General features: G+C 34.9%; 19 protein-coding genes. 13 read left to right on the top strand and 6 right to left on the bottom strand.

Annotated features, from left to right (window positions below; translation table 11 throughout):
- Nucleotides 1-4 precede the first annotated feature (4 nt).
- Together AC1DY0_RS13035 and AC1DY0_RS13030 are read left to right on the top strand one after the other, a co-directional pair.
- A complete protein-coding gene (locus AC1DY0_RS13035; protein ID WP_477189028.1) occupies nt 5-2,398 on the top strand; it encodes a M28 family peptidase in 2,394 nt (797 codons plus the stop codon).
- Nucleotides 2,399-2,424: 26 nt separating this feature from the next.
- The gene (locus AC1DY0_RS13030; protein ID WP_477189027.1) at nt 2,425-2,955 is read left to right on the top strand and encodes a GNAT family N-acetyltransferase; all 531 of its coding nucleotides are present in this window, start codon (nt 2,425-2,427) and stop codon (nt 2,953-2,955) included.
- A 76-nt stretch (nt 2,956-3,031) separates the two neighbouring features.
- On the opposite strand, the gene AC1DY0_RS13025 is transcribed toward AC1DY0_RS13030, so the two are convergent.
- On the bottom strand, nt 3,032-3,427 hold the full coding sequence (locus tag AC1DY0_RS13025) for a rhodanese-like domain-containing protein (RefSeq protein ID WP_477189026.1): 396 nt from the start codon (nt 3,425-3,427) through the stop codon (nt 3,032-3,034).
- 146 nt (nt 3,428-3,573) lie between these two features.
- Between AC1DY0_RS13025 and AC1DY0_RS13020 the strand changes: the two genes are divergently transcribed.
- From AC1DY0_RS13020 to AC1DY0_RS13005, 4 genes are read left to right on the top strand one after another with little or no spacing between them, the layout of a single operon-like run.
- Nucleotides 3,574-4,464, top strand: a complete 891-nt coding sequence (locus AC1DY0_RS13020) for a LysR family transcriptional regulator (RefSeq protein ID WP_477189025.1) — start codon at nt 3,574-3,576, stop codon at nt 4,462-4,464.
- Nucleotides 4,461-4,910: an N-acetyltransferase family protein gene (locus tag AC1DY0_RS13015; protein WP_477189024.1), complete on the top strand. Its 450-nt coding sequence runs from the start codon at nt 4,461-4,463 to the stop codon at nt 4,908-4,910. The genes AC1DY0_RS13020 and AC1DY0_RS13015 overlap by 4 nt, the downstream gene beginning before the upstream one ends.
- A 20-nt stretch (nt 4,911-4,930) precedes the next feature.
- A complete protein-coding gene (locus tag AC1DY0_RS13010) occupies nt 4,931-5,755 on the top strand; it encodes an NAD-dependent epimerase/dehydratase family protein (protein WP_477189023.1) in 825 nt (274 codons plus the stop codon).
- Between the two features lies 1 nt (nt 5,756).
- On the top strand, nt 5,757-6,707 hold the full coding sequence (locus AC1DY0_RS13005; protein WP_477189022.1) for a DMT family transporter: 951 nt from the start codon (nt 5,757-5,759) through the stop codon (nt 6,705-6,707).
- A gap of 100 nt (nt 6,708-6,807) precedes the next feature.
- Here the strand turns inward: AC1DY0_RS13005 and AC1DY0_RS13000 are convergent, their stop codons facing one another.
- Entirely contained in the window at nt 6,808-8,871 is a 2,064-nt protein-coding gene (locus tag AC1DY0_RS13000; protein ID WP_477189021.1) for a M13 family metallopeptidase, read from the bottom strand.
- A gap of 130 nt (nt 8,872-9,001) precedes the next feature.
- Here AC1DY0_RS13000 and AC1DY0_RS12995 point away from each other — a divergent pair, with 130 nt between their 5' ends.
- The 5 genes from AC1DY0_RS12995 to AC1DY0_RS12975 all read left to right on the top strand — a co-directional run bounded on the left by AC1DY0_RS12995 (nt 9,002) and on the right by AC1DY0_RS12975 (nt 12,940).
- Nucleotides 9,002-9,679, top strand: coding sequence for an SCO family protein (locus AC1DY0_RS12995; RefSeq protein WP_477189020.1), 678 nt, complete (start codon nt 9,002-9,004; stop codon nt 9,677-9,679).
- Between the two features lie 71 nt (nt 9,680-9,750).
- Nucleotides 9,751-9,993 carry a FeoA family protein gene (locus tag AC1DY0_RS12990; protein ID WP_477189019.1) on the top strand — a complete coding sequence of 81 codons (243 nt, stop codon included), beginning with the start codon at nt 9,751-9,753 and terminating at the stop codon, nt 9,991-9,993.
- Nucleotides 9,990-12,089 (top strand): ferrous iron transport protein B, encoded by a 2,100-nt coding sequence (gene feoB, locus AC1DY0_RS12985; RefSeq protein WP_477189018.1) that lies wholly within the window; start codon nt 9,990-9,992, stop codon nt 12,087-12,089. Before AC1DY0_RS12990 ends, feoB begins: the two co-directional genes overlap by 4 nt.
- 6 nt (nt 12,090-12,095) lie before the next feature.
- Nucleotides 12,096-12,218 carry a FeoB-associated Cys-rich membrane protein gene (locus AC1DY0_RS12980; protein WP_477189017.1) on the top strand — a complete coding sequence of 41 codons (123 nt, stop codon included), beginning with the start codon at nt 12,096-12,098 and terminating at the stop codon, nt 12,216-12,218.
- A 239-nt stretch (nt 12,219-12,457) separates the two neighbouring features.
- The gene (locus AC1DY0_RS12975) at nt 12,458-12,940 is read left to right on the top strand and encodes a YybH family protein (RefSeq protein ID WP_477189016.1); all 483 of its coding nucleotides are present in this window, start codon (nt 12,458-12,460) and stop codon (nt 12,938-12,940) included.
- 211 nt (nt 12,941-13,151) lie between these two features.
- On the opposite strand, the gene AC1DY0_RS12970 is transcribed toward AC1DY0_RS12975, so the two are convergent.
- From AC1DY0_RS12970 to AC1DY0_RS12960, 3 genes are all read right to left on the bottom strand, one after another.
- On the bottom strand, nt 13,152-14,255 hold the full coding sequence (locus AC1DY0_RS12970; protein ID WP_477189015.1) for a hypothetical protein: 1,104 nt from the start codon (nt 14,253-14,255) through the stop codon (nt 13,152-13,154).
- A 224-nt stretch (nt 14,256-14,479) separates the two neighbouring features.
- On the bottom strand, nt 14,480-15,133 hold the full coding sequence (locus AC1DY0_RS12965; protein ID WP_477189014.1) for a metal-dependent transcriptional regulator: 654 nt from the start codon (nt 15,131-15,133) through the stop codon (nt 14,480-14,482).
- Between the two features lie 90 nt (nt 15,134-15,223).
- Nucleotides 15,224-17,095, bottom strand: coding sequence for an Nramp family divalent metal transporter (locus AC1DY0_RS12960; RefSeq protein WP_477189013.1), 1,872 nt, complete (start codon nt 17,093-17,095; stop codon nt 15,224-15,226).
- A 93-nt stretch (nt 17,096-17,188) separates the two neighbouring features.
- Between AC1DY0_RS12960 and AC1DY0_RS12955 the strand changes: the two genes are divergently transcribed.
- Together AC1DY0_RS12955 and AC1DY0_RS12950 are read left to right on the top strand one after the other, a co-directional pair.
- The gene (locus tag AC1DY0_RS12955; RefSeq protein ID WP_477189012.1) at nt 17,189-17,941 is read left to right on the top strand and encodes a transporter; all 753 of its coding nucleotides are present in this window, start codon (nt 17,189-17,191) and stop codon (nt 17,939-17,941) included.
- Nucleotides 17,942-18,037: 96 nt separating this feature from the next.
- Nucleotides 18,038-18,448 carry a BrxA/BrxB family bacilliredoxin gene (locus AC1DY0_RS12950; protein WP_077372634.1) on the top strand — a complete coding sequence of 137 codons (411 nt, stop codon included), beginning with the start codon at nt 18,038-18,040 and terminating at the stop codon, nt 18,446-18,448.
- Between the two features lie 78 nt (nt 18,449-18,526).
- On the opposite strand, the gene AC1DY0_RS12945 is transcribed toward AC1DY0_RS12950, so the two are convergent.
- Nucleotides 18,527-19,306: a bestrophin-like domain gene (locus AC1DY0_RS12945; RefSeq protein WP_477189011.1), complete on the bottom strand. Its 780-nt coding sequence runs from the start codon at nt 19,304-19,306 to the stop codon at nt 18,527-18,529.
- Nucleotides 19,307-19,448 lie beyond the last annotated feature (142 nt).

Genomic DNA, 19,448 nt, shown 5'->3' with positions numbered 1-19,448 from the left:
AATAATGAAAAAAAACTATTCCTCAATTATAACTGTTGTCATTATCCTTGGGATTTTTGGATTTTTATTTGCCTCTTTAATGCCCTCGTGGTCAGCTGATGAGGACAATAAAATAACCGAGTTTTCAACGAGCAGAGCTTTGGAACATATTAATGCTATTGCAAAACAACCGCATTATGTGGGTACCAAAAACCACGAGGTTGTGGCCAATTATATCATTAAAGAACTTCAAAAACTGGGATTAGAAACAACTGTTCAGGAAGGTTTTACTTTGAGTGACTGGGGGAATTTGGTAAAATCCAAAAACATAATGTGCCGTATTGAAGGGACTAAAAACACCAAAGCATTGCTCTTGCTTTCGCATTACGACAGCGCACCACATTCTTTTTCGCACGGAGCGAGTGACGATGCATCGGGTGTTGCGACGATCCTGGAAGGTGTTCGTGCCTTTTTGAATGCAAGAACCAAACACCAAAACGACATCATAATTTTGTTTACCGATGCTGAGGAATTGGGATTAAATGGCGCCGCTCTTTTTGTTACCCAACACCAATGGGCAAAAGAAGTAGGATTGGTCTTGAATTTTGAGGCACGCGGTTCATCGGGACCGAGTTATATGTTAATGGAAACCAACAAAGGAAATGCAGGTTTGGTTAAAGAATTTGCCAAAGCAGACGCTACTTATCCGGTTTCAAATTCATTGATGTACAGTATTTACAAAATGTTGCCGAATGATACCGACTTAACTGTTTTTAGAGAGCAAGGCGATATTCAAGGATTTAATTTTGCTTTTATCGACGACCATTTCAATTACCACACGCAACAGGATGATGTGGCGCATTTAGACAAAAACACCTTGAAACATCAAGGCTCTTATTTGATGCCGTTACTGAATTATTTCTCGAATGCCGATTTAAATACTACCGCTTCTACAGAAGACGATGTTTACTTTACGATTCCGTTTACATTTATCAGTTATCCATTTGATTGGGTTGTACCAATGACAATGATCGCGGCTGGTTTGTTAATCATATTGGTGTTTTTAGGCAAAGCCAAAAGAATGCTGAAACTGAACGATATTATGAAAGGGTTTTTCCCGTTTTTGGGTTCTTTGATTTTTACCGGATTGATCACCTATTACGGATGGAAAGGATTGCTTTTACTAAATCCACAATACAATGATTTACTCAATGGATTTACCTACAATGGGCACGATTATATTGCGGCCTTTGTATTGATAAGTCTTTCGATTTGTTTCTTCTTTTATCAAATAGCTTCCAAACCAAAAGTGACGATGAACCATTATGTGGTTCCGCTATTGTTTTGGATTGTGTTGAATGGGTTTCTTGCCAATAGTTTGCGTGGTGCAGGATTCTTGATTATTCCGGTATATTTTGGACTTATTGCCTTTGCGGTTTTTGTGTTTATCCAAAGGTCCAATTGGATTGTAAACCTTATTTGTGGAATTCCTGCCTTGCTGATTATTACTCCGTTTATCGAAATGTTTCCGGTAGGTTTGGGATTGAAAGTATTATTCGGAAGTGCTATTCTGACTGTTTTGGCATTTGCATTGCTGTTGCCTGTTTTTGGGGCTTTCGCCAAAAAAGGAAGCTGGTCATTATTGTTCTTTCTACTCTCTATTATCTTTTTGGCGAAAGCACAATACCATTCCGGTTATGAATCGGGTCAAGCCAAATCCAACAGTTTGGTATATTTCTATAATGCCAATAACCAAAAATCGTATTGGTTAACTTATGATACCAATCTGGATTCTTGGACTAAAGGCTATTTAGGCGAAAAGCCAAAAGGGGCAAAAATATTCAATGATTTGACGTTATTTAGCAAATATAATTCAGGATTCACCTATGCCGCTGAAGCTCCAGACAAAGGAATTGCAAAACCAACCATTACTTTTCTTAAAGACAGTGTGGTAGGTTCGAAAAGGTATTTAAAAATACAAATCACCCCAAACCGAAAGGTCAATCGTTATGATATTTTTGCTGCTGAAATTATGAGATTTTTCAACTTCAAAGCCAATGGTGTGAGCACTTTGGGTCAAGAAGGAACCGAATTAGAAAGAAACGGCAAAAAACTGTTGAGCTATTATGTGGTCGATAACGAGCCGTTGGTATTGCAATTTATCATAAACAAATCGACAATACTGGATATGGATGTAATGGAAAGTTCCTTTGATTTAATGGTTAATCCACTATTTTCGATGACTCCAAGAGAAAGCTGGATGATGCCAACACCTTTTGTATTGAATGATGCGGTAATCATTACTCAAAAAATAAGACGACATCAAAAATTCGTTGCGCCTGTTGTGAAACCTGTCGCAGTGCAACCAGTAATTACGGATAGTTTAAAGGCGGTGAAAGATAGCTTGAGGGTTAAATAAATAGTATTAAGAAAAGCAAATCAATTATGTCAAATTTAGATTTTAATTTACAACCTGAAACGCTTGAAAACGATCAAATAAAATTGATACCGCTCCAAGAAAGTGATCTTGAAATGTTGTACAAAGTAGCATCTGACCCAGAAATATGGGAGAATCACCCATCAAAAAACCGGTATAAAAGGGAAGAGTTTCAGATTTTTTTGGATACTGCAGTGGCATCCAAAAGTGCATTTCTAGTTTATGATGTCGCAACTAATGAGTTAATAGGAAGTACTCGTTTTTATAATTTGGACACTACAAATTCTGCTATTGCCATTGGTTATACTTTTTTAGCCAAAAAATACTGGGGTACTGGCCATAACAAAGCGATGAAAAAATTGCTGATTAATTATGCATTCCAATACATTAATACGATACTTTTTCATATTGGTGAAACAAATATTATATCTCAAAAAGCTATTGCAAAAATTGGTGCAACTAAAATAGGTGTAGTAGATTTTAACAATAGCGAAGTTCCTTACATTGAGTATCATATTCGAAAAGAGGATTGGGTTTAAAACATATTGCATACTGAATGGATTATCTTTAAGGTCATAAATTTATGACCTTAAAGAATTTGAAAATCTTATCCCATCAACAAGCACATTCAAATTTCGCTCCATCATTATTTCCTTGAGTACCTTCGGTCGCATATCCGTCAAATTTCCACCACTCGATTCCACCTATTAATTCTTTTACTTTAAATCCTAGTTTGGTCATATTTAAAGCGCCTTTTGTGGAAGCATTACAGCCAATTCCATCACAATAGGTTACATACAGCACTTCTTTGTCCAAGTGAGCGGTAGTTTCTACATTCATTTCGCGATGTGGAATGTTAATCGCGTTCGGAATATGTTCTGCCTCAAATCCAAAAGCTTTTCGCGCATCGATAGCAATTACTTTTTCACCATTGTTCAACGCATCAAACAAATCGGACGGATCCATTTCGAACGCTAATTTGTTTTCATAATGTTTTATTTGTGCTTCCATTAATATTGTTTTTTAGATTGATTAATAATCCAAAATTAGGACAACTAAATTTACCATAAAAACGAAAAGAATTCATCCATCCCATCAATTCTTTTCATACAAATCCAAGCATAAATTTTGTTCCTTTGTGAAAACAATTTTCAAAAATGGAAATCAGACATCTAAGATTGATTAAGGCAATTGTCGAAGAAGGAAGCATCACAAAGGCGATTGACAAACTGCATTTGACACAATCGGCCTTAAGTCATCAACTCAAAGAAGCCGAATACCAATTGGGTACGCAGCTGTTTTTGAGAACTAACAAAAAACTGGTTCTGACCAAAGCGGGCGAGAAATTATATGAAATTGCAAATGAGATTCTCGACAAACTTTCGGAAACAGAACTCCAAATCAAAGAGATGGTTTTCGGAGAATTTGGCGAAATCCGCATCAGTACCGAATGCTTTTCCAGTTACCATTGGTTGCCCTCCGTTTTAAAGCAATTCCATCATTTGTACCCAAATGTTGAATTGAAAATTGTTACAGAAGCCACCCACTATCCACTACAAAAATTACTGGATAATGTAATCGACATTGGAATAGTCAGTGATCAAATCAAGGATGACAGAATAAAATATCTAGAACTTTTTCAGGATGAAGTAGTGATGGCAGTTTCTGAAAATCATCCTTGGGCTAATAAAAAATATGTGGTTGCCGAAGATTTTGCAGATGAACATTTAATCATTCATTCCCTGCCGATGGAAACGGTTACGATTCATCAAATGGTTTTGGCGCCAGCCCAAGTAACACCTAAAAAAATAACGCCATTGCCCCTCACCGAAGCCTCCATCGAAATGGTCAAAGCTGATATGGGCGTGATGTCTATGGCAAGATGGGCGTTACAACCTTATTTAAAAAACAGTCCGATCAAAGCCATAAAAATTGGTAAAAATGGACTGAGAAGAAAACATTTCATAGCCATTAGAGCTGAAAAACAATATCCAGATTATTTCAACCATTTTATAGGTTTTTTGCAAACCGAAATCAATCTTCAATGAAGTATTTAATTCGAGATTGCCAGCCAATAGATATATATAAAGTGGTTGATTTGTTCCAAAAACACGCGGACTATGAAAGAGCAACTTTCAATCCGACTGGAAAAGAAGAAAAACTAAAAAATGCCTTGTTTCGCGAACATCCTCAATTATTCTGTTTGGTTGTGGAAGTCAATGAAACGATAGTTGGATATGCGAGTTATACATTTGATTTTTCAACTTGGGATGCTGCCACTTTTATGTATTTGGATTGTTTGTATCTAGAGGAAGACGTTCGCGGTTTTGGAATTGGTGAGGCCATAATCGAAAAATTAAAGCATATTGCATCGGATAAAAAGTGTATCAACATACAATGGCATACTCCTAAATTCAATGAAAAAGCTATCAAATTTTACCATCGCATTGGTGGGACAGGGAAAGACAAAGTACGTTTTTTTCTAGATTTATAATGGATTATAAAAAATATAAAATGAGACAAATAAGCATATTGGGCTGTGGCTGGTTGGGTTTTCCTTTGGCGAAAGCCTTACTAATAAATGGATTTTCAATAAATGGTTCGACTACATCCGAAGGTAAACTTTCTACATTAAAATCATTAGGCATTGATCCTTTTTTGGTTTCGCTTGATAGCAAAAGTGTGACTGGTGCCATCGAAGAGTTTCTCGATGAAAGTGAAACTTTGATTATTGACATTCCACCACAATTGAGAGGAAAGAACAATGATTCTTCAACTTCAAATGAAAAGATATTTGTCGAAAAAGTAAAAACACTGATTCCATATATTGAAAAATCGGCGATTAAAAATGTGCTTTTTGTAAGCTCAACTTCTGTTTATGGTGAAGTCGATGGAACGATAACCGAAGAAGCCATACCAAAACCAGATACCGAAAGTGGTAAACAATTACTGGAAGCTGAGTTGCTTTTGCAGAATAATCCCAACTTCAAAACCACGATTCTCCGTTTTGGCGGGCTCATTGGCGAAGATCGAAATCCAGTTAAGTTTTTGGCAGGGAAAGTAAACCTTGAAAATCCAAATGCCTACATCAATTTTATCCATCAAGAAGATTGCATTGGTATTATTGTTAAAATCATAACTACCCATTCTTGGGACGAAATATATAATGGAGTCAGTCCGTTTCATCCCACAAGAGAAACTTATTATACACAAAAAGCAACCGAATTAACTTTACCTTTGCCACAATTTGACCACTCAAAGCCTTCTATTGGAAAACTAATTTTGAGTGATAAAGTAGAAACTGTTTTGGGTTATTCCTTTACTAAAACCAATTTATAAGTTGAAAACAGAAATAAAAAACGCTTTTAAATCTAGAGTAAATGCTATTGGTTTACCAATTTTGGCATTGTGTTGGGTTAGCTTTTTTTGGGGAACCACTTGGCTGGCTTCCAAAGAAGGGGTTAAACATATGCCAGCTTTACAACTCGCAGGCATTAGACAATTTATTGGAGGTTCTTTATATCTCGCCTTCTTTTTGTTTAAAAAGACACCCTGGCCCAAAGGAAAACAATGGAAAACCATAATTATTCTCAGCTTACTCAATTTTGTTTTTAGCAATGGACTCAGCACTTGGGGTGTAAAATACATCAGCAGTGGATTGGGGGCAATCATTGGTGCGATGGTTCCTTTGTGGATTGTCTTTATCAGTATTTTTAAAGGTGAGAGAGTTACCAGACTGGCCATTTTGGGAATTTTGGTTTGCTTCGGTGGGGTTTGTGTTATTTTTTATGAACACTTACTCGACTTTTTAGAACCCGACTTTCAATTTGGAATAATCCTTTCGATAGCGGCAACAATTACTTGGGCTTTCGGTACTTTATATACCAAGAAAAAAGCAGCGAGCTTCAATCCATATTTTAGTTTGGGATTACAAATGTTTATTTCCAGTATTTTTCTTTTTTCCTTTGTTGGAGCAACTGGAGCGAGCATTCCTCTTTCTGAAATTCCTGCCAATTCTTGGTGGTCAATTATGTATTTAGTCGTTATTGGTTCAGTATTGACCTTTATTGCTTTTATTTATGCCTTGCAAAAACTCCCAACCGAATTGAGTAGCGTTTATGCTTATGTGAATCCAATAGTCGCAGTAATTTTGGGAGCATTTATTTTTGGGGAACCATTAACCACGGCAATTATCTTTGGCGGAAGCATAACCTTAATTGGATTGTATCTGATTAATTATGCAATGAGGAAAAAGAAAAGCAAAAGCGAATCCATATTGGAAACCAGCTAGTTTGTAGTTTTCAGCAGTAGTTTACATTTAAAACTTATAAAAAAATCCCATTTGTCAAGATTTTGACAAATGGGATTTTTTTATAAGTTCATTTAATAAATTACCAAATCTTAACTCTTTTCTCAGGAACAACATACATTCCATCGCCAGATTTTATATTAAATGCTTGATAAAAAGTATCAACGTTCTGAATTGGAACATAGCTACGATACATTCCAGGAGTATGTGGATCCGTTTTAACTTGGCTTTTTATAGCCTCATCACGCATTTTTGTTCTCCAAATTGTAGCCCAAGAAATAAAGAAACGCTGCTCGGGTGTGTACCCGTCTAATAATCCTGGATTACCATTGGCTTTCAAAAACAATTGCAGGCCATCATAAGCGGCATTTACGCCTCCTAAATCCCCAATGTTTTCACCAAGAGTAAATTTCCCGTCAACATGAATTCCCGGAAGTGGTTCCAACGCACTGTACTGATCGGCAAGTGCAGTTCCCAATGCAGTAAATTGTTTTAAGTCTTCGGGGGTCCACCAATTCACAAGATTTCCATCGGCGTTATAACGTGCTCCTGAATCATCAAACCCATGAGAAATTTCATGACCAATTACTGCTCCAATTCCGCCATAATTTACTGCTTCATCCGCTTTGTAATTGTAAAATGGCGGCTGCAAAATAGCGGCTGGAAATACAATTTCATTATAGGAAGGATTATAATAGGCATTCACCGTTTGAGGTGACATCCCCCATTCTGTTTTATCAACTGGTTTTGAAAGTTTATCCATATCCTTTTGGAAATTCCATCGGCTATAATTCCTCATGTTTTCAAAATAACTGCCGCCTTCTGCTGGAGCATTTATCACTAAAGCAGAATAATCTTTCCATTTATCTGGATATCCTATTTTAGGATTGATTTTTTTCAATTTTTCAATTGCTTTAATCTTAGTTTCTGGCGACATCCAAGTTAAATTCTCAATTCGAAACTGATAGGCTAAAATTATATTCTTGATCATTTTATTTGCCTTCTCTTTAGCTTCAGCTGGAAACATTTTTTCAACATATAATTTACCTAATGTTTCTCCTATTGTAGTGTTTATAATTTGCAAAGCCCTGTCTTCTCTTGGTCTTTGTTTGATTGCACCCGTTAAGGTTTTTCCATAAAAATCAAAATTGGCCAATTCAATCGTATTGGATAATTCTCCTGCCGATCCATTAAGAATAGTCCATTTCATATATTCTTTCCAGTCGGCAACTTTGTTTTCGGCAAAAATAGTCTGTAACGCTTTCATGTATCTAGGCTGCAAAACGTTAATAGTATCTAATTTTTTGAAACCTAAATCTGAAAAATAAGAGTTCCATTCAATTGCCGGTGTCATTTTTTGTAAATCGGCAATAGTCATCGGATTGTATTGCAAACGACCGTCTCGGCGTTCTACCCTATCCAACCTAGGATTAGATAATGTAATTTCAAATGCTACTATTTTTGAAGCATTAACTTTAGCCTCTTCTGGGTTCTCCCCAATAAACTGAAGCATTCTGGCAATATGAAGCTGATATTTTTCTCTTTTCTCTTTAGAATCCTTATCATCAGATGAGTAATAATCTTTGTCTGGCAAGCCTAAACTACCAACTCCTATATTTACGATATTTTTATTACTGTCCTTTTTGTCTGCTGCAATTCGTAACCCAAAAAAACCAACATTAATGATTGGTTCCGTCTCTACTAAAATTTTTTGTAAATCCTGAATGTTTTTAACCTTATCAATTTTGTCCAAATAAGGTTTCAAAGGAGCAACCCCTTGTTTATTACGAGCGACGGTATCAATAATCGATTTGAAAAGGCTGATAGCTTTGCCTTGATCCGTATTCGATTTGAAAATTGGGTTCGTTGAGGCTTCTTTCAAAATTGCCAAAGCATCTTTGTCGGTTTTTTCCCTTAACTCATTAAAGCTACCCCAAGTTGTACGATCACTTGGAATTTCTGTTTTATCAAGCCATGTACCATTTGCAAAGCGAAAAAAATTTTCATTGGGCTTTGTGTTTTTATCCATACACAAAACATTAATCCCTGGCTCAGCTTTTTTTTCAGTGGTTTGAGCTTCAATTTCAGAGATACAAATCAATGCAGGTATCACAAAAAGAAGATGTTTAGTCAATACTTTTTTCATATTAATTCTTTTAAAAGTTGTTACAAACATATTAATAAATTATTGTTTTGTTATATTTAATGAAAAATACATCACGTTAAATAATCCTAAAAAGAAACTCATTTTTGTATTTTTGCACCAAATTAATTTTATGTTATCTATTCTAAAAAAATACAGAGTCTATATTGGTGTTGTATTAATTTTTTCCATCATAACACTTTACTTGTTTTATTCGGCTTTGAAACCCAGTAAAACATTGCCAATCTACAACCCTTCGGATGTAAACCCAGAATTGGTAGACAGTACCGTACAATATATCAGCAAGTACCACACAATTGCCGATTTCTCTTTTGTGAACCAAAACGGAAAAACGATTACCCAAAAAGATTATGAAGGCAAAGTATATGTAGCCGACTTTTTCTTTACCACTTGCGGTTCAATTTGCCCAAAAATGACCACCAATTTGGTCGATGTACAAAAAGCAATCAAGAACAATCCAAAAGTAATGTTACTTTCCCATACCGTTTTTCCTGAGACCGACAGTGTTCCTGCATTAAAGGCGTACGCAAAGAAATACGGTGTCATTGACGGAAAGTGGAATCTAGTAACAGGCGACAAAAAAGAAATTTACACCATGGCCAGAAAATCCTATTTGGCCGTAAAGCTTGGAAAACCAGAACAATTATATGATATGGTACACACCGAAAATTTTGTTTTGGTAGACCAAAAAAGACGTGTCCGCGGTTTTTATGACGGCACCAAAAAAGAAGATATTCAGAGATTAATTGAAGATATTAATTGGCTTTGCGAGAATGAAAAAAATGAGTAAAACTGATAATAATCAGCTATAATTATAATAAAAAATGTATTTTTGCAATCTTAATTCAATCTAAATAAGCTTTGCAAACAACGATACATTCTCTCAAAAAAGGGCAAAAAGCCATCATACTGGATTTTGATATCGATGTTATCCCATTAAAACTGTTAGAAATGGGTTGTTTGCCTGGCAATGAAGTCGAATTACTTCAAATTGCTCCCTTTGGAGATCCCCTGTATTTGAATATTAACGGTTCTCATCTTGCCATTCGTATTGAAACTGCAAAACAAATTGGAGTAGAACTCATTAAAAACAAACAAAAATGAGTTTAAAAAACATCAACGTTGCTTTAATTGGAAATCCAAACGTAGGGAAAACTTCGGTTTTTAATCAGCTTACGGGCTTGAACCAGCAAGTGGGAAACTATCCGGGAATTACTGTCGAGAAAAAAATGGGTTTTTGCAAATTACCCAACAATATCAAAGCCAATATTCTTGATTTACCAGGAACCTATAGTTTAAATGCCAGCTCCATTGATGAAAGCGTTGTTATTGAACTTTTACTAAACAAAAATGACCGTCTCTATCCAGATGTAGCTCTTGTGGTTACAGATGTGGAGAATCTAAAACGAAATTTACTTCTTTATACCCAAATAAAAGACCTTGAAATTCCAACCATTTTGGTCATTAACATGGCCGACAGAATGGAACACAAAGGTATTAGTCTAGATATACCTTATCTCGAAGAGCACTTAAAGACAAAAATTGCTCTGATTAGTTCGAGAAAAGGGCACGGAATTGAGGAATTGAAAAATTTAATTATTAGTTACAAAACTATTTCTTCGGAACCTTGCTTGAATGCATCGGTTATTGATGTCGAATATTTCAACAGTCTTCGTCATGCATTTCCTAATCAGTTATTGTATAAATTATGGTTAGTAATTACCCAAGATGTTAACTTTTTGAACTTGGAACGTAATGAAATCCGAAGCTCGTTTACAAAGTCCCATTCAGATTTGAAACGCTTGCAACAAAAAGAAACTATCAAACGTTACCAATTCATCAATGAAGTTTTAAAAGAAGGTTTGAAAGTTGACTCAAGCATTGCAAAGGATTTCCGAAGCAAGCTGGACCGCATACTTACTCACAAAGTATGGGGATATGTAATTTTCTTCATCATATTGTTTGTGATTTTTCAATCTATTTTTCAGTGGTCCAAAATTCCGATGGATTTTATTGACAGTACTTTTGCCACTTTAAGCACAATGGCTAGTGAAAATTTACCTTCAGGAATGCTGACTGATTTGATTTCACAAGGAATAATCCCCGGAATTGGAGGTATTTTAATTTTCATTCCACAAATTGCCTTTTTGTTTTTATTCATTTCCATACTCGAAGAGAGTGGCTATATGAGTCGCGTGGTGTTTTTGATGGATAAAATTATGCGCCGATTTGGATTATCGGGCAAGAGTGTAGTTCCTTTAATTTCGGGAACAGCCTGTGCCATTCCAGCAATTATGGCAACTCGAAACATCGAAAACTGGAAAGAACGTTTAATCACCATACTCGTAACACCTTTCACCACTTGTTCGGCCAGACTACCTGTTTATGCCATTATTATTGGATTAGTCATTCCAGACACTTATGTTTTAGGGATATTAAATGTACAAGGATTGACCTTAATGCTTTTATATGTTATTGGTTTTGGAATGGCGATATTATCGGCTTACATTTTGAATATTATTCTAAAGGTAAAAGGCAAAACATTCTTTGTGGTAGAAATGCCTAACTATAAATTACCAATGTTCAAGAACGTTGCCATCAACGTAATTGAAAAAACGAAAGCCTTTGTTTTTGGCGCCGGAAAAATCATTTTGGCAATATCTATCATCTTATGGTTTTTGGCTTCTTATGGTCCCGGAAAACAGTTTAAAAACGCAGAAGAAATAATATTGGAGAACACCAAAGCACATCCATTATCAACAACCGAATTCAATAATGCCGTCGCTTCGCAAAAACTAGAAAACTCTTATATTGGGTTAATGGGACGAGGTATAGAACCTGTTATTTCACCATTGGGTTACGACTGGAAAATAGGTATTGCCATCATCAGTTCATTTGCGGCTAGAGAAGTATTTGTGGGCACCTTGGCAACCATCTATAGTGTAGGCGGAACAGACAATGAAAATACCATCAAAAACAAAATGGCAGCTGAAGTAAACCCAGTGACTGGGGAGAAAATATTCAATTTTGCATCAGGAATATCATTACTTATGTTTTATGCTTTTGCCATGCAGTGTGCCAGTACCCTAGCGATTACCAAAAAAGAAACCAACTCCTGGAAATGGCCTGCAGGTCAGCTTGTTTTTATGAGTACATTGGCATACTTAGTGGCATTGATCGCTTTTCAAATCCTAAAATAGCGCATTATGATTCAAGAAATAATAGCATTTATAGTCCTTGGAATTGCATTTGCTTTTTTGATTCGAAAATTTTTCTTCAAAAAAAAATCGGATAAAAACTGTGGGAACGGTGATTGTGGTTGCAGTTAATTGAATTTTGAACTAAAAAATAAGGAAACACTTCTTATCAAAATAAACTCCTTTTTTTTAAAATAAATTTCCTTCTTTACTTTTTTTGCCAAAAAACATATATATATTTAGTAATATAAGTAAAACAAGACGAAATACGCTAATTTCTTATATAAAAAACATTTCATTCCGTTTTTTTATATTAAATTTATGTCATTAATATTCAACCCATTAATTTCTAAATTAAAAAACAGATTCTTATGAAAAAAATGTTTATTAGAGGATTAGTTCTATCAAGTGCTTTGTTATTGCTAATTTCCTGCAAAAAAGAAGAACCTGCAGTAACCATAGACACTAACGCAATCAAAGAAGAAATTCAAGCCAAGGAAAATGAATTTGCTGAAACATACAATGCTGGTGTACTGAAAAATATAGGATATTTTGCAGATGATGCCATTACATATCCACAAAATAATCAACCTGTAACTGGCAAAGAAGCAATAATTGAATATTTGAAAGCCCACGTTGACACTATTTCAAAAAGTAAGAAAATTTCATTTACAACTAATGAAGTTTTTGTTTCAAAAGATGGCGACCAAGTTGTTGAAACAGGAAATTATAAAGTAGTAGACTCAACAGAAACTATTGTGAATTCAGGAAATTATATGACATTATTCGTTAAAAAAGACGGGAAATATTATAGCTTAAGAGATATGAGCACATCTGATTTGCCAAACAAATAAAAAAGCATAAAATTTACTAAAAGAGCAGTTTGAAATTAATTTCGAACTGCTCTTTTTATTTGGTTTATAAGTTATCTCAAAGACTATTAATATAATTCAATTCTCTTTTTGTCACATCTGTTTTGGTATAGACAACAAAAAAATAACCCTGACAAATCACTTTATCAGGGTTATTATATTATCGATTTCATTTAAATTTATTAGATGATCATTAACGTCTTCTTCCGCCGCCGCCGCCGCCAAATCCGCCGCCGCTACCTCTAAAACCGCCACCGCCGCCGCCAGATCTATAACTACTACCACTACTTCCTCTGTTAAAGCTAGAACCTGAACTAGAACGAGAAGAATTCATCGAATTGGATGAAGATGGTCTCGATGATGAAGATGATCTATTTGCATCTCGTGTAGAAGCTGAATTTCTATTACTAGCATCTCTTGTAGAAGCTGAATTTCTATTTGCATCTCTTGTAGAAGCAGTATTTCTATTACTATTATTACTGTTTCTATTACCGTTATTTACATTGTTCCTGTTATTACTGTTTATGTTATTGTGCGATATATTATTCGCAGTGTTTCTGCTATTATTATTATAATTATTGTAGCGATTATTATTAACAATAACATTTGTATTATGATAACCATAACCTCCACCATGATAATGATAATTGTTATGACGATAAATCCCAACAGCCATAACAGTCGCAAATCCAAACCATGGAGGATAAAACCCATAATAATACGGAGGATAATAAGGGACATATGCAGGCGAATAAACATATTGCACGATTGGTGCTTGCTCAACAATAACTGTAGTAGTAGAGGCTGGCACATTTACAGTAACTGGATCAGCTCCAGTATAGGCAGGATTGGATGTAACTCCTCCGCTTCCTTTTGGACTAGGCTCAACAACATAATCCTTCCCATACAATTCCTTGTCACCAACAATTTGCAAGTTTATCTTTTTATTTTTATCCTTTGAAACCATAATGACCGCAACATCTTGAGTTTCGGTTTTGCTTATGGGATCTCTAAGGATGAATGTAAAGTCATCACCATCTTTCTTAGTTTCCACTTTGATAAAATCTATTTTTTTATCGCCGTTTAAATCCAAATTATTGATTTTACTTTTTTCGTCATTTAATGACTTTTCGAAGTCTTCAATAGTTTTAGACTTTTGAAAAAGATCCAAAACAGCATAAAGATCCAGATTATCTCCCGGTAAACCTAGTTCTCCAGTATCACTTGTTTGAGAAAAAGCTGTCAAACCAGAAAAGCTCATTGCTATTACTAAAAACGATAAAAATCTTATTTTCATATTATTATGATTTAAAAAATTGTAGTGTAAATATAACAAACATAACTTAATAAATTATGTCTCCCCTTGGAATATATAACATACAACTCAAAATTTATGCCAAATAAACTGATCCATATCCTTTTATTTTTATTCACCTCAATAAAATTAAAGCAGCAAATGAATATAAATTCATGAGTGCCACATCGAAAATTTAAAACTTTAAATAGGGCAAACAACTCAATCTAAACTAATTTTACAAATAAATTACTCGCAATTTTATTAGAAATGGTTAATTCTGTGCCGTTTACTTTTATTTTCAACGACAAATCAAAAGCTTCCTTGGTTACCACTTCAATTTTGGTTCCCAATCCAATTTGCTGTTTGTCGAGATATTTCAAGAAATCAGAAGAATTGTCTTTTACTCCTACGCAAATTCCTAATTGGTTTGCCAATAACTCAGATAACAATTGCTTTTCTATCGCAATCATTCGGCCTTGAGCATCAGGAATCGGATCACCATGTGGATCTTCTGTAGGATTTCCAAGAAAATCATCGAGTTTATTAATGAGTTTTTCAGATTTGATATGCTCAAGCTGTTCGGCAATATCATGAACTTCATCCCAAGAGAAATCAAGCTTCTCAACCAAAAATACTTCCCATAAACGGTGTTTTCTCACAATCATTTTGGCAGCATGTTTCCCGTTTTCAGTTAACGAAACTCCTTGGTATTTTTTATAATTAACTAAATCTTTTTCGGCCAATTTTTTAAGCATATCCGTTACGGAGGAAGCTTTGGTTTCCATCATTTCGGCAATTGCATTGGTGCTTACTTCACTATCGAGACTAGTAGTAAGGTGATATATGGATTTTAGGTAATTTTCTTCGGAGAAAGTCATTTTTTTAAAGTTTGTAAGTTAAAAGACTCTGAGTATATAAGTTAAAGGATTTTTATAAAATCTTAGAAACTCAGGGTCTCAGCAACTATTTTAATTTTTTACAATAAACAAAGGTATTGAAATTTTATGGCGTAGTTTATCAACTGTAGTGCCAAAAATTAGATCTTTCAAACCAGCATGCCCATGAGTTCCCATGACCAAAATATCAAAATTACCATTGTTTATTATCGTTGGAATAATCTTGGTAGGATTTCCAAATCCTAATTCTGTTTCAATTGTAAAGCCTTTTTGCGAAAGCATTTCTTTATACTCTAGCAATGACGTTTCATCTATTGTGGTTTCGTGGTCATCGGCTTCATCACCGTACATCATGGCACCAACGGTTTCTACCACATGCATCAAAGTGTATTTGGCGTCCATTCCTCCTAATTCAAAAGCATGATTTAAGGCCGCTTCGTCTGCAGAAGAAAAGTCAACCGAAACTGCAATGTTTTTATAAGAATATGTCCCCGTTGAAGTAAATTTCAAAGTCAAAAGATGTGGAGAATGATTTTGAATATCCGGTTTTGATTTTGTTACAAAAGGTTTAATTACAATATAAAGCAACAAAATCAAGAAACTAATTGCCAAGGGCACTACCGTTAACCAAAGAATTAATGGGTTTTCTGAAGTTTCTAACCATCCTTGAATTTCCGAAAAAACCAATTTAGCATTGAGCGAAACAATAATCAAAGCCACTATCCACGACGCAATTTGTGTTGTTCTGCTAATATGAAATCCTTTCATTTTTCTTTTATCACTCACAAAATGAATGAGCGGAATGATAGCAAACCCTAATTGTAAACTTAAAATTACCTGACTCAGAATCAACATTTTTCCAGTAACGCTTTCGCCAAAAATAAAAATAACAATCATTGCAGGCACAATAGCGATTAAACGAGTAATAATTCTACGAACCCAAGGCTGAATCCGTAAATTCAAATAGCCTTCCATTACAATTTGCCCAGCTAATGTTCCGGTAACCGTCGAACTTTGCCCCGCTGCTATTAAGGCTACTGCAAATAAAATAGGCGCCCACTTAGTTCCTAATATCGGTTGCAGAAAACGGTAAGCATCTTGAATTTCGGCCACTTCGAACATTCCGTTTTTATAGAATGTAGCTGCCGCCAAAATTAAAATAGCAGCATTTACTAAGAAAGCCAAGTTTAAGGCTATTGTTGAATCTATAAAATTATATTTAATGGCTTGTTTGATTCCTGCTGGACTACGGTCAAATTTTCTGGTTTGCACCAAAGAAGAATGCAGATACAAATTGTGTGGCATTACTGTGGCTCCAATAATCCCAATAGCAATATAAAGTGCCGACTCATTAGGCAAAGAAGGGATCAAACCGTAAAGTACTTTTCCCATTTCAGGTTGTGCAAATATCATTTCGAATATAAAGGAAAACCCAATAATCATAACCAATACAATGATAAACGCCTCCATTTTTCGAATGCCTTTATTAATTAGAAAAAGCAATAAAAATGTATCTAAAACCGTAATCAAGACCGCTTCTATCAAAGGGATTCCAAACAATAAATTGATACCGATAGCCATCCCTAAAACTTCGGCAAGATCACAGGCGGCAATGGCGATTTCGGCGAGAAAATAAAGAATATAATTAATAAATTTCGAATAGGTTTCCCGTGATGCTTGCGCCAAATCACGCTGGGTAACGATTCCCAATCGGGCACTTAAGCTTTGCAGTAATAATGCCATCAAATTACTCATCAATAATACCCACAATAAAGCATACCCGAACTGGCTCCCTCCAGCTATGTCCGTCGCCCAATTTCCTGGATCCATATACCCAACACTAACCAAATAGGCTGGGCCAAAAAAAGCTAATATTTTTCTGAATACCGAAGTTTTATTTTGTGTTGCCACCGATTGGTGTACTTCTTCAAGTGATTTGCTCATATTTAAACATTTAAAAAACAAATGTATAAAATAACTTTACATTACTAAAATTATTTTTTAGTTTTGTCTAAAAATTATTTAACAACACCCTAAATGAAAAATTTTATACTAATAATATCCTTTCTGTCAATATCGAATTATGCCTTATCACAAGATTTACCAAGCATACAAACAGACAGACCTGACCAAACCGAATGCCCTTTTATTACACCAAAAGGATATTTACAGTTTGAAAATGGTTTGTCTTATGAAAAAATCGATGGTGATTCCAAAGCTTTTGTTACTCCAACAATATTAACCAAATTTGGAATCAACGATCATTTTGAGTTACGATTAATCACAGAGTATTCAATAGAAGAAAGCAATTCAAATAAGATTTCGGGAATAAATCCGGTACTAATAGGTTTCAAAACCCGACTATTTGAAGAAAAGGGACTGATCCCGACAACCTCATTCATCGCCCATCTTGGTCTTCCAAAATTGGCTTCATCTGATTTGAAAGCAACATACTATACTCCTGAATTTCGTTTTACGATGCAACATACCATTTCCGATCGACAAACTTTAAGCTATAATTTGGGTGCCGAATGGAGCGGAGTAACTCTGGAACCTATATTCATTTACACTTTAACAACAGGATACTCTTTTTCAGAAAAAATTGGTGGATACATAGAATTCTTTGGTTTTATACCACAAATAGAAAAACCAGATCATCGATTTGACGGAGGCTTAACTTATTTATTCAACCCAAACCATCAACTGGATGTTTCTGCAGGTTTCGGGCTCTCCAAAATTTCACCAAAATATTATGTTTCATTAGGATATTCCTTTAGGTTCAAAATCTAATATCAAACTATAACAAAACTTTATAATTCAAACTTATATCTTGGTTTGAAACTTTGTAACTTTGCAGTTCTAAAAGTTGAACTTAAAATAAAAAATATGTATCCAGAAGAAATGGTAAAACCAATGCAAGCTGAATTAACGTCTGCTGGTTTTCAAGAATTACATACCGCTGATGCTGTAGAAAGCGCAATAAAATCAGCAGGAACAACACTTGTAGTAGTAAACTCTGTTTGTGGTTGCGCAGCTAGAAATGCACGCCCAGGAGCAAAAATGAGTTTGGATAATGCAAAAAAACCATCAAATCTAGTAACTGTTTTTGCAGGTGTAGATCGCGAAGCGGTAGAAGCTGCAAGAGGATTTATGTTTCCATTCCCTCCATCTTCTCCAAGTATTGCTTTGTTTAAAGACGGTGAATTGGTTCATATGTTAGAGCGTCACCACATTGAAGGACGTCCAGCAGAAACTATTGCAGAAAACTTAAAAGATGCTTTCAACGAGTATTGTTAAGCTTTAAAAGTCATTAAAATAAAAAAACCATTCGCTTGAGCGAATGGTTTTTTTATTTTAAAACTATTTTGTTCTTCCTTATTTTCCATGTAGTTGTTTATAAAGCGTGATAATTGGTGTTTGATTCAATCGAATAAAACCTTGCTCGGGACGGTCAAGTGCCAGAATCAACCACATCAAAGAAGCAAAAATTATGGAAATTATAACCGCGACAATGTTATTTTTTTTTCCTGAAATTCCAAACTGATATCCCAATAAAAACATTGAAAACAATGTGATAATGCCCAAAATAAATAAGATGGCAAATGGGATTCGGTACTCAAAAGTGAAAGTTACACGCTGATTGTATATTTCATTCAAATCGTTTGTTGACCCCGTATAAAGTGAGAATGCTTCTGAACTTCTATCAAAAGCCGCCAATGCTTCCGAATAATGCCAAAGAGAATCCAAAATTGCTTGAGACCTAGTTTTTAAGTGCTCTAATTTTTGCGGTGATAAATCATTGGCAATAGCCGCACGTAAATCAGTATACTCAATCAAAAGCTTCCTTGTGCTTGATTTATAGGGTTCCGGAATTAATCCGGCTCTTAAATACGTAGTGCGGATAGTCGTTACCTCATCCAGCAAAAGTTTCTTGCGCTCGTTATAACGGTTGTCAACAATTTGAAAGGTAAACGCCAACATAAAAGCCAACAAACCGAGTGCTGCGCCTACGACAGATCCCACAGGAGCATCACTAACTTTAACCGCTTTTCTTTTTAAATAAAATCCATATTGTTGACCCAAAAGAATTGGAATCAAAACGCATAAAAACGGAATTAAATACATTGCCAAATTTAGAAACATAATATTACCCATAATTTTTACAATTAAATTCAAAACAATTTTGGAATAAACACAACACATTCATTGACATAAAGTTACAATTTATATATTACAAAAATTAAAAGTCAACAAAGCATATCAAATTTCTGTTCAACGCAAAGTATTTAAAACAAAA

The sequence above is a fragment of the Flavobacterium sp. P1_E4 genome, assembly GCF_056405915.1.
This window is presented reverse-complemented; position numbering and strand designations above follow the sequence as displayed.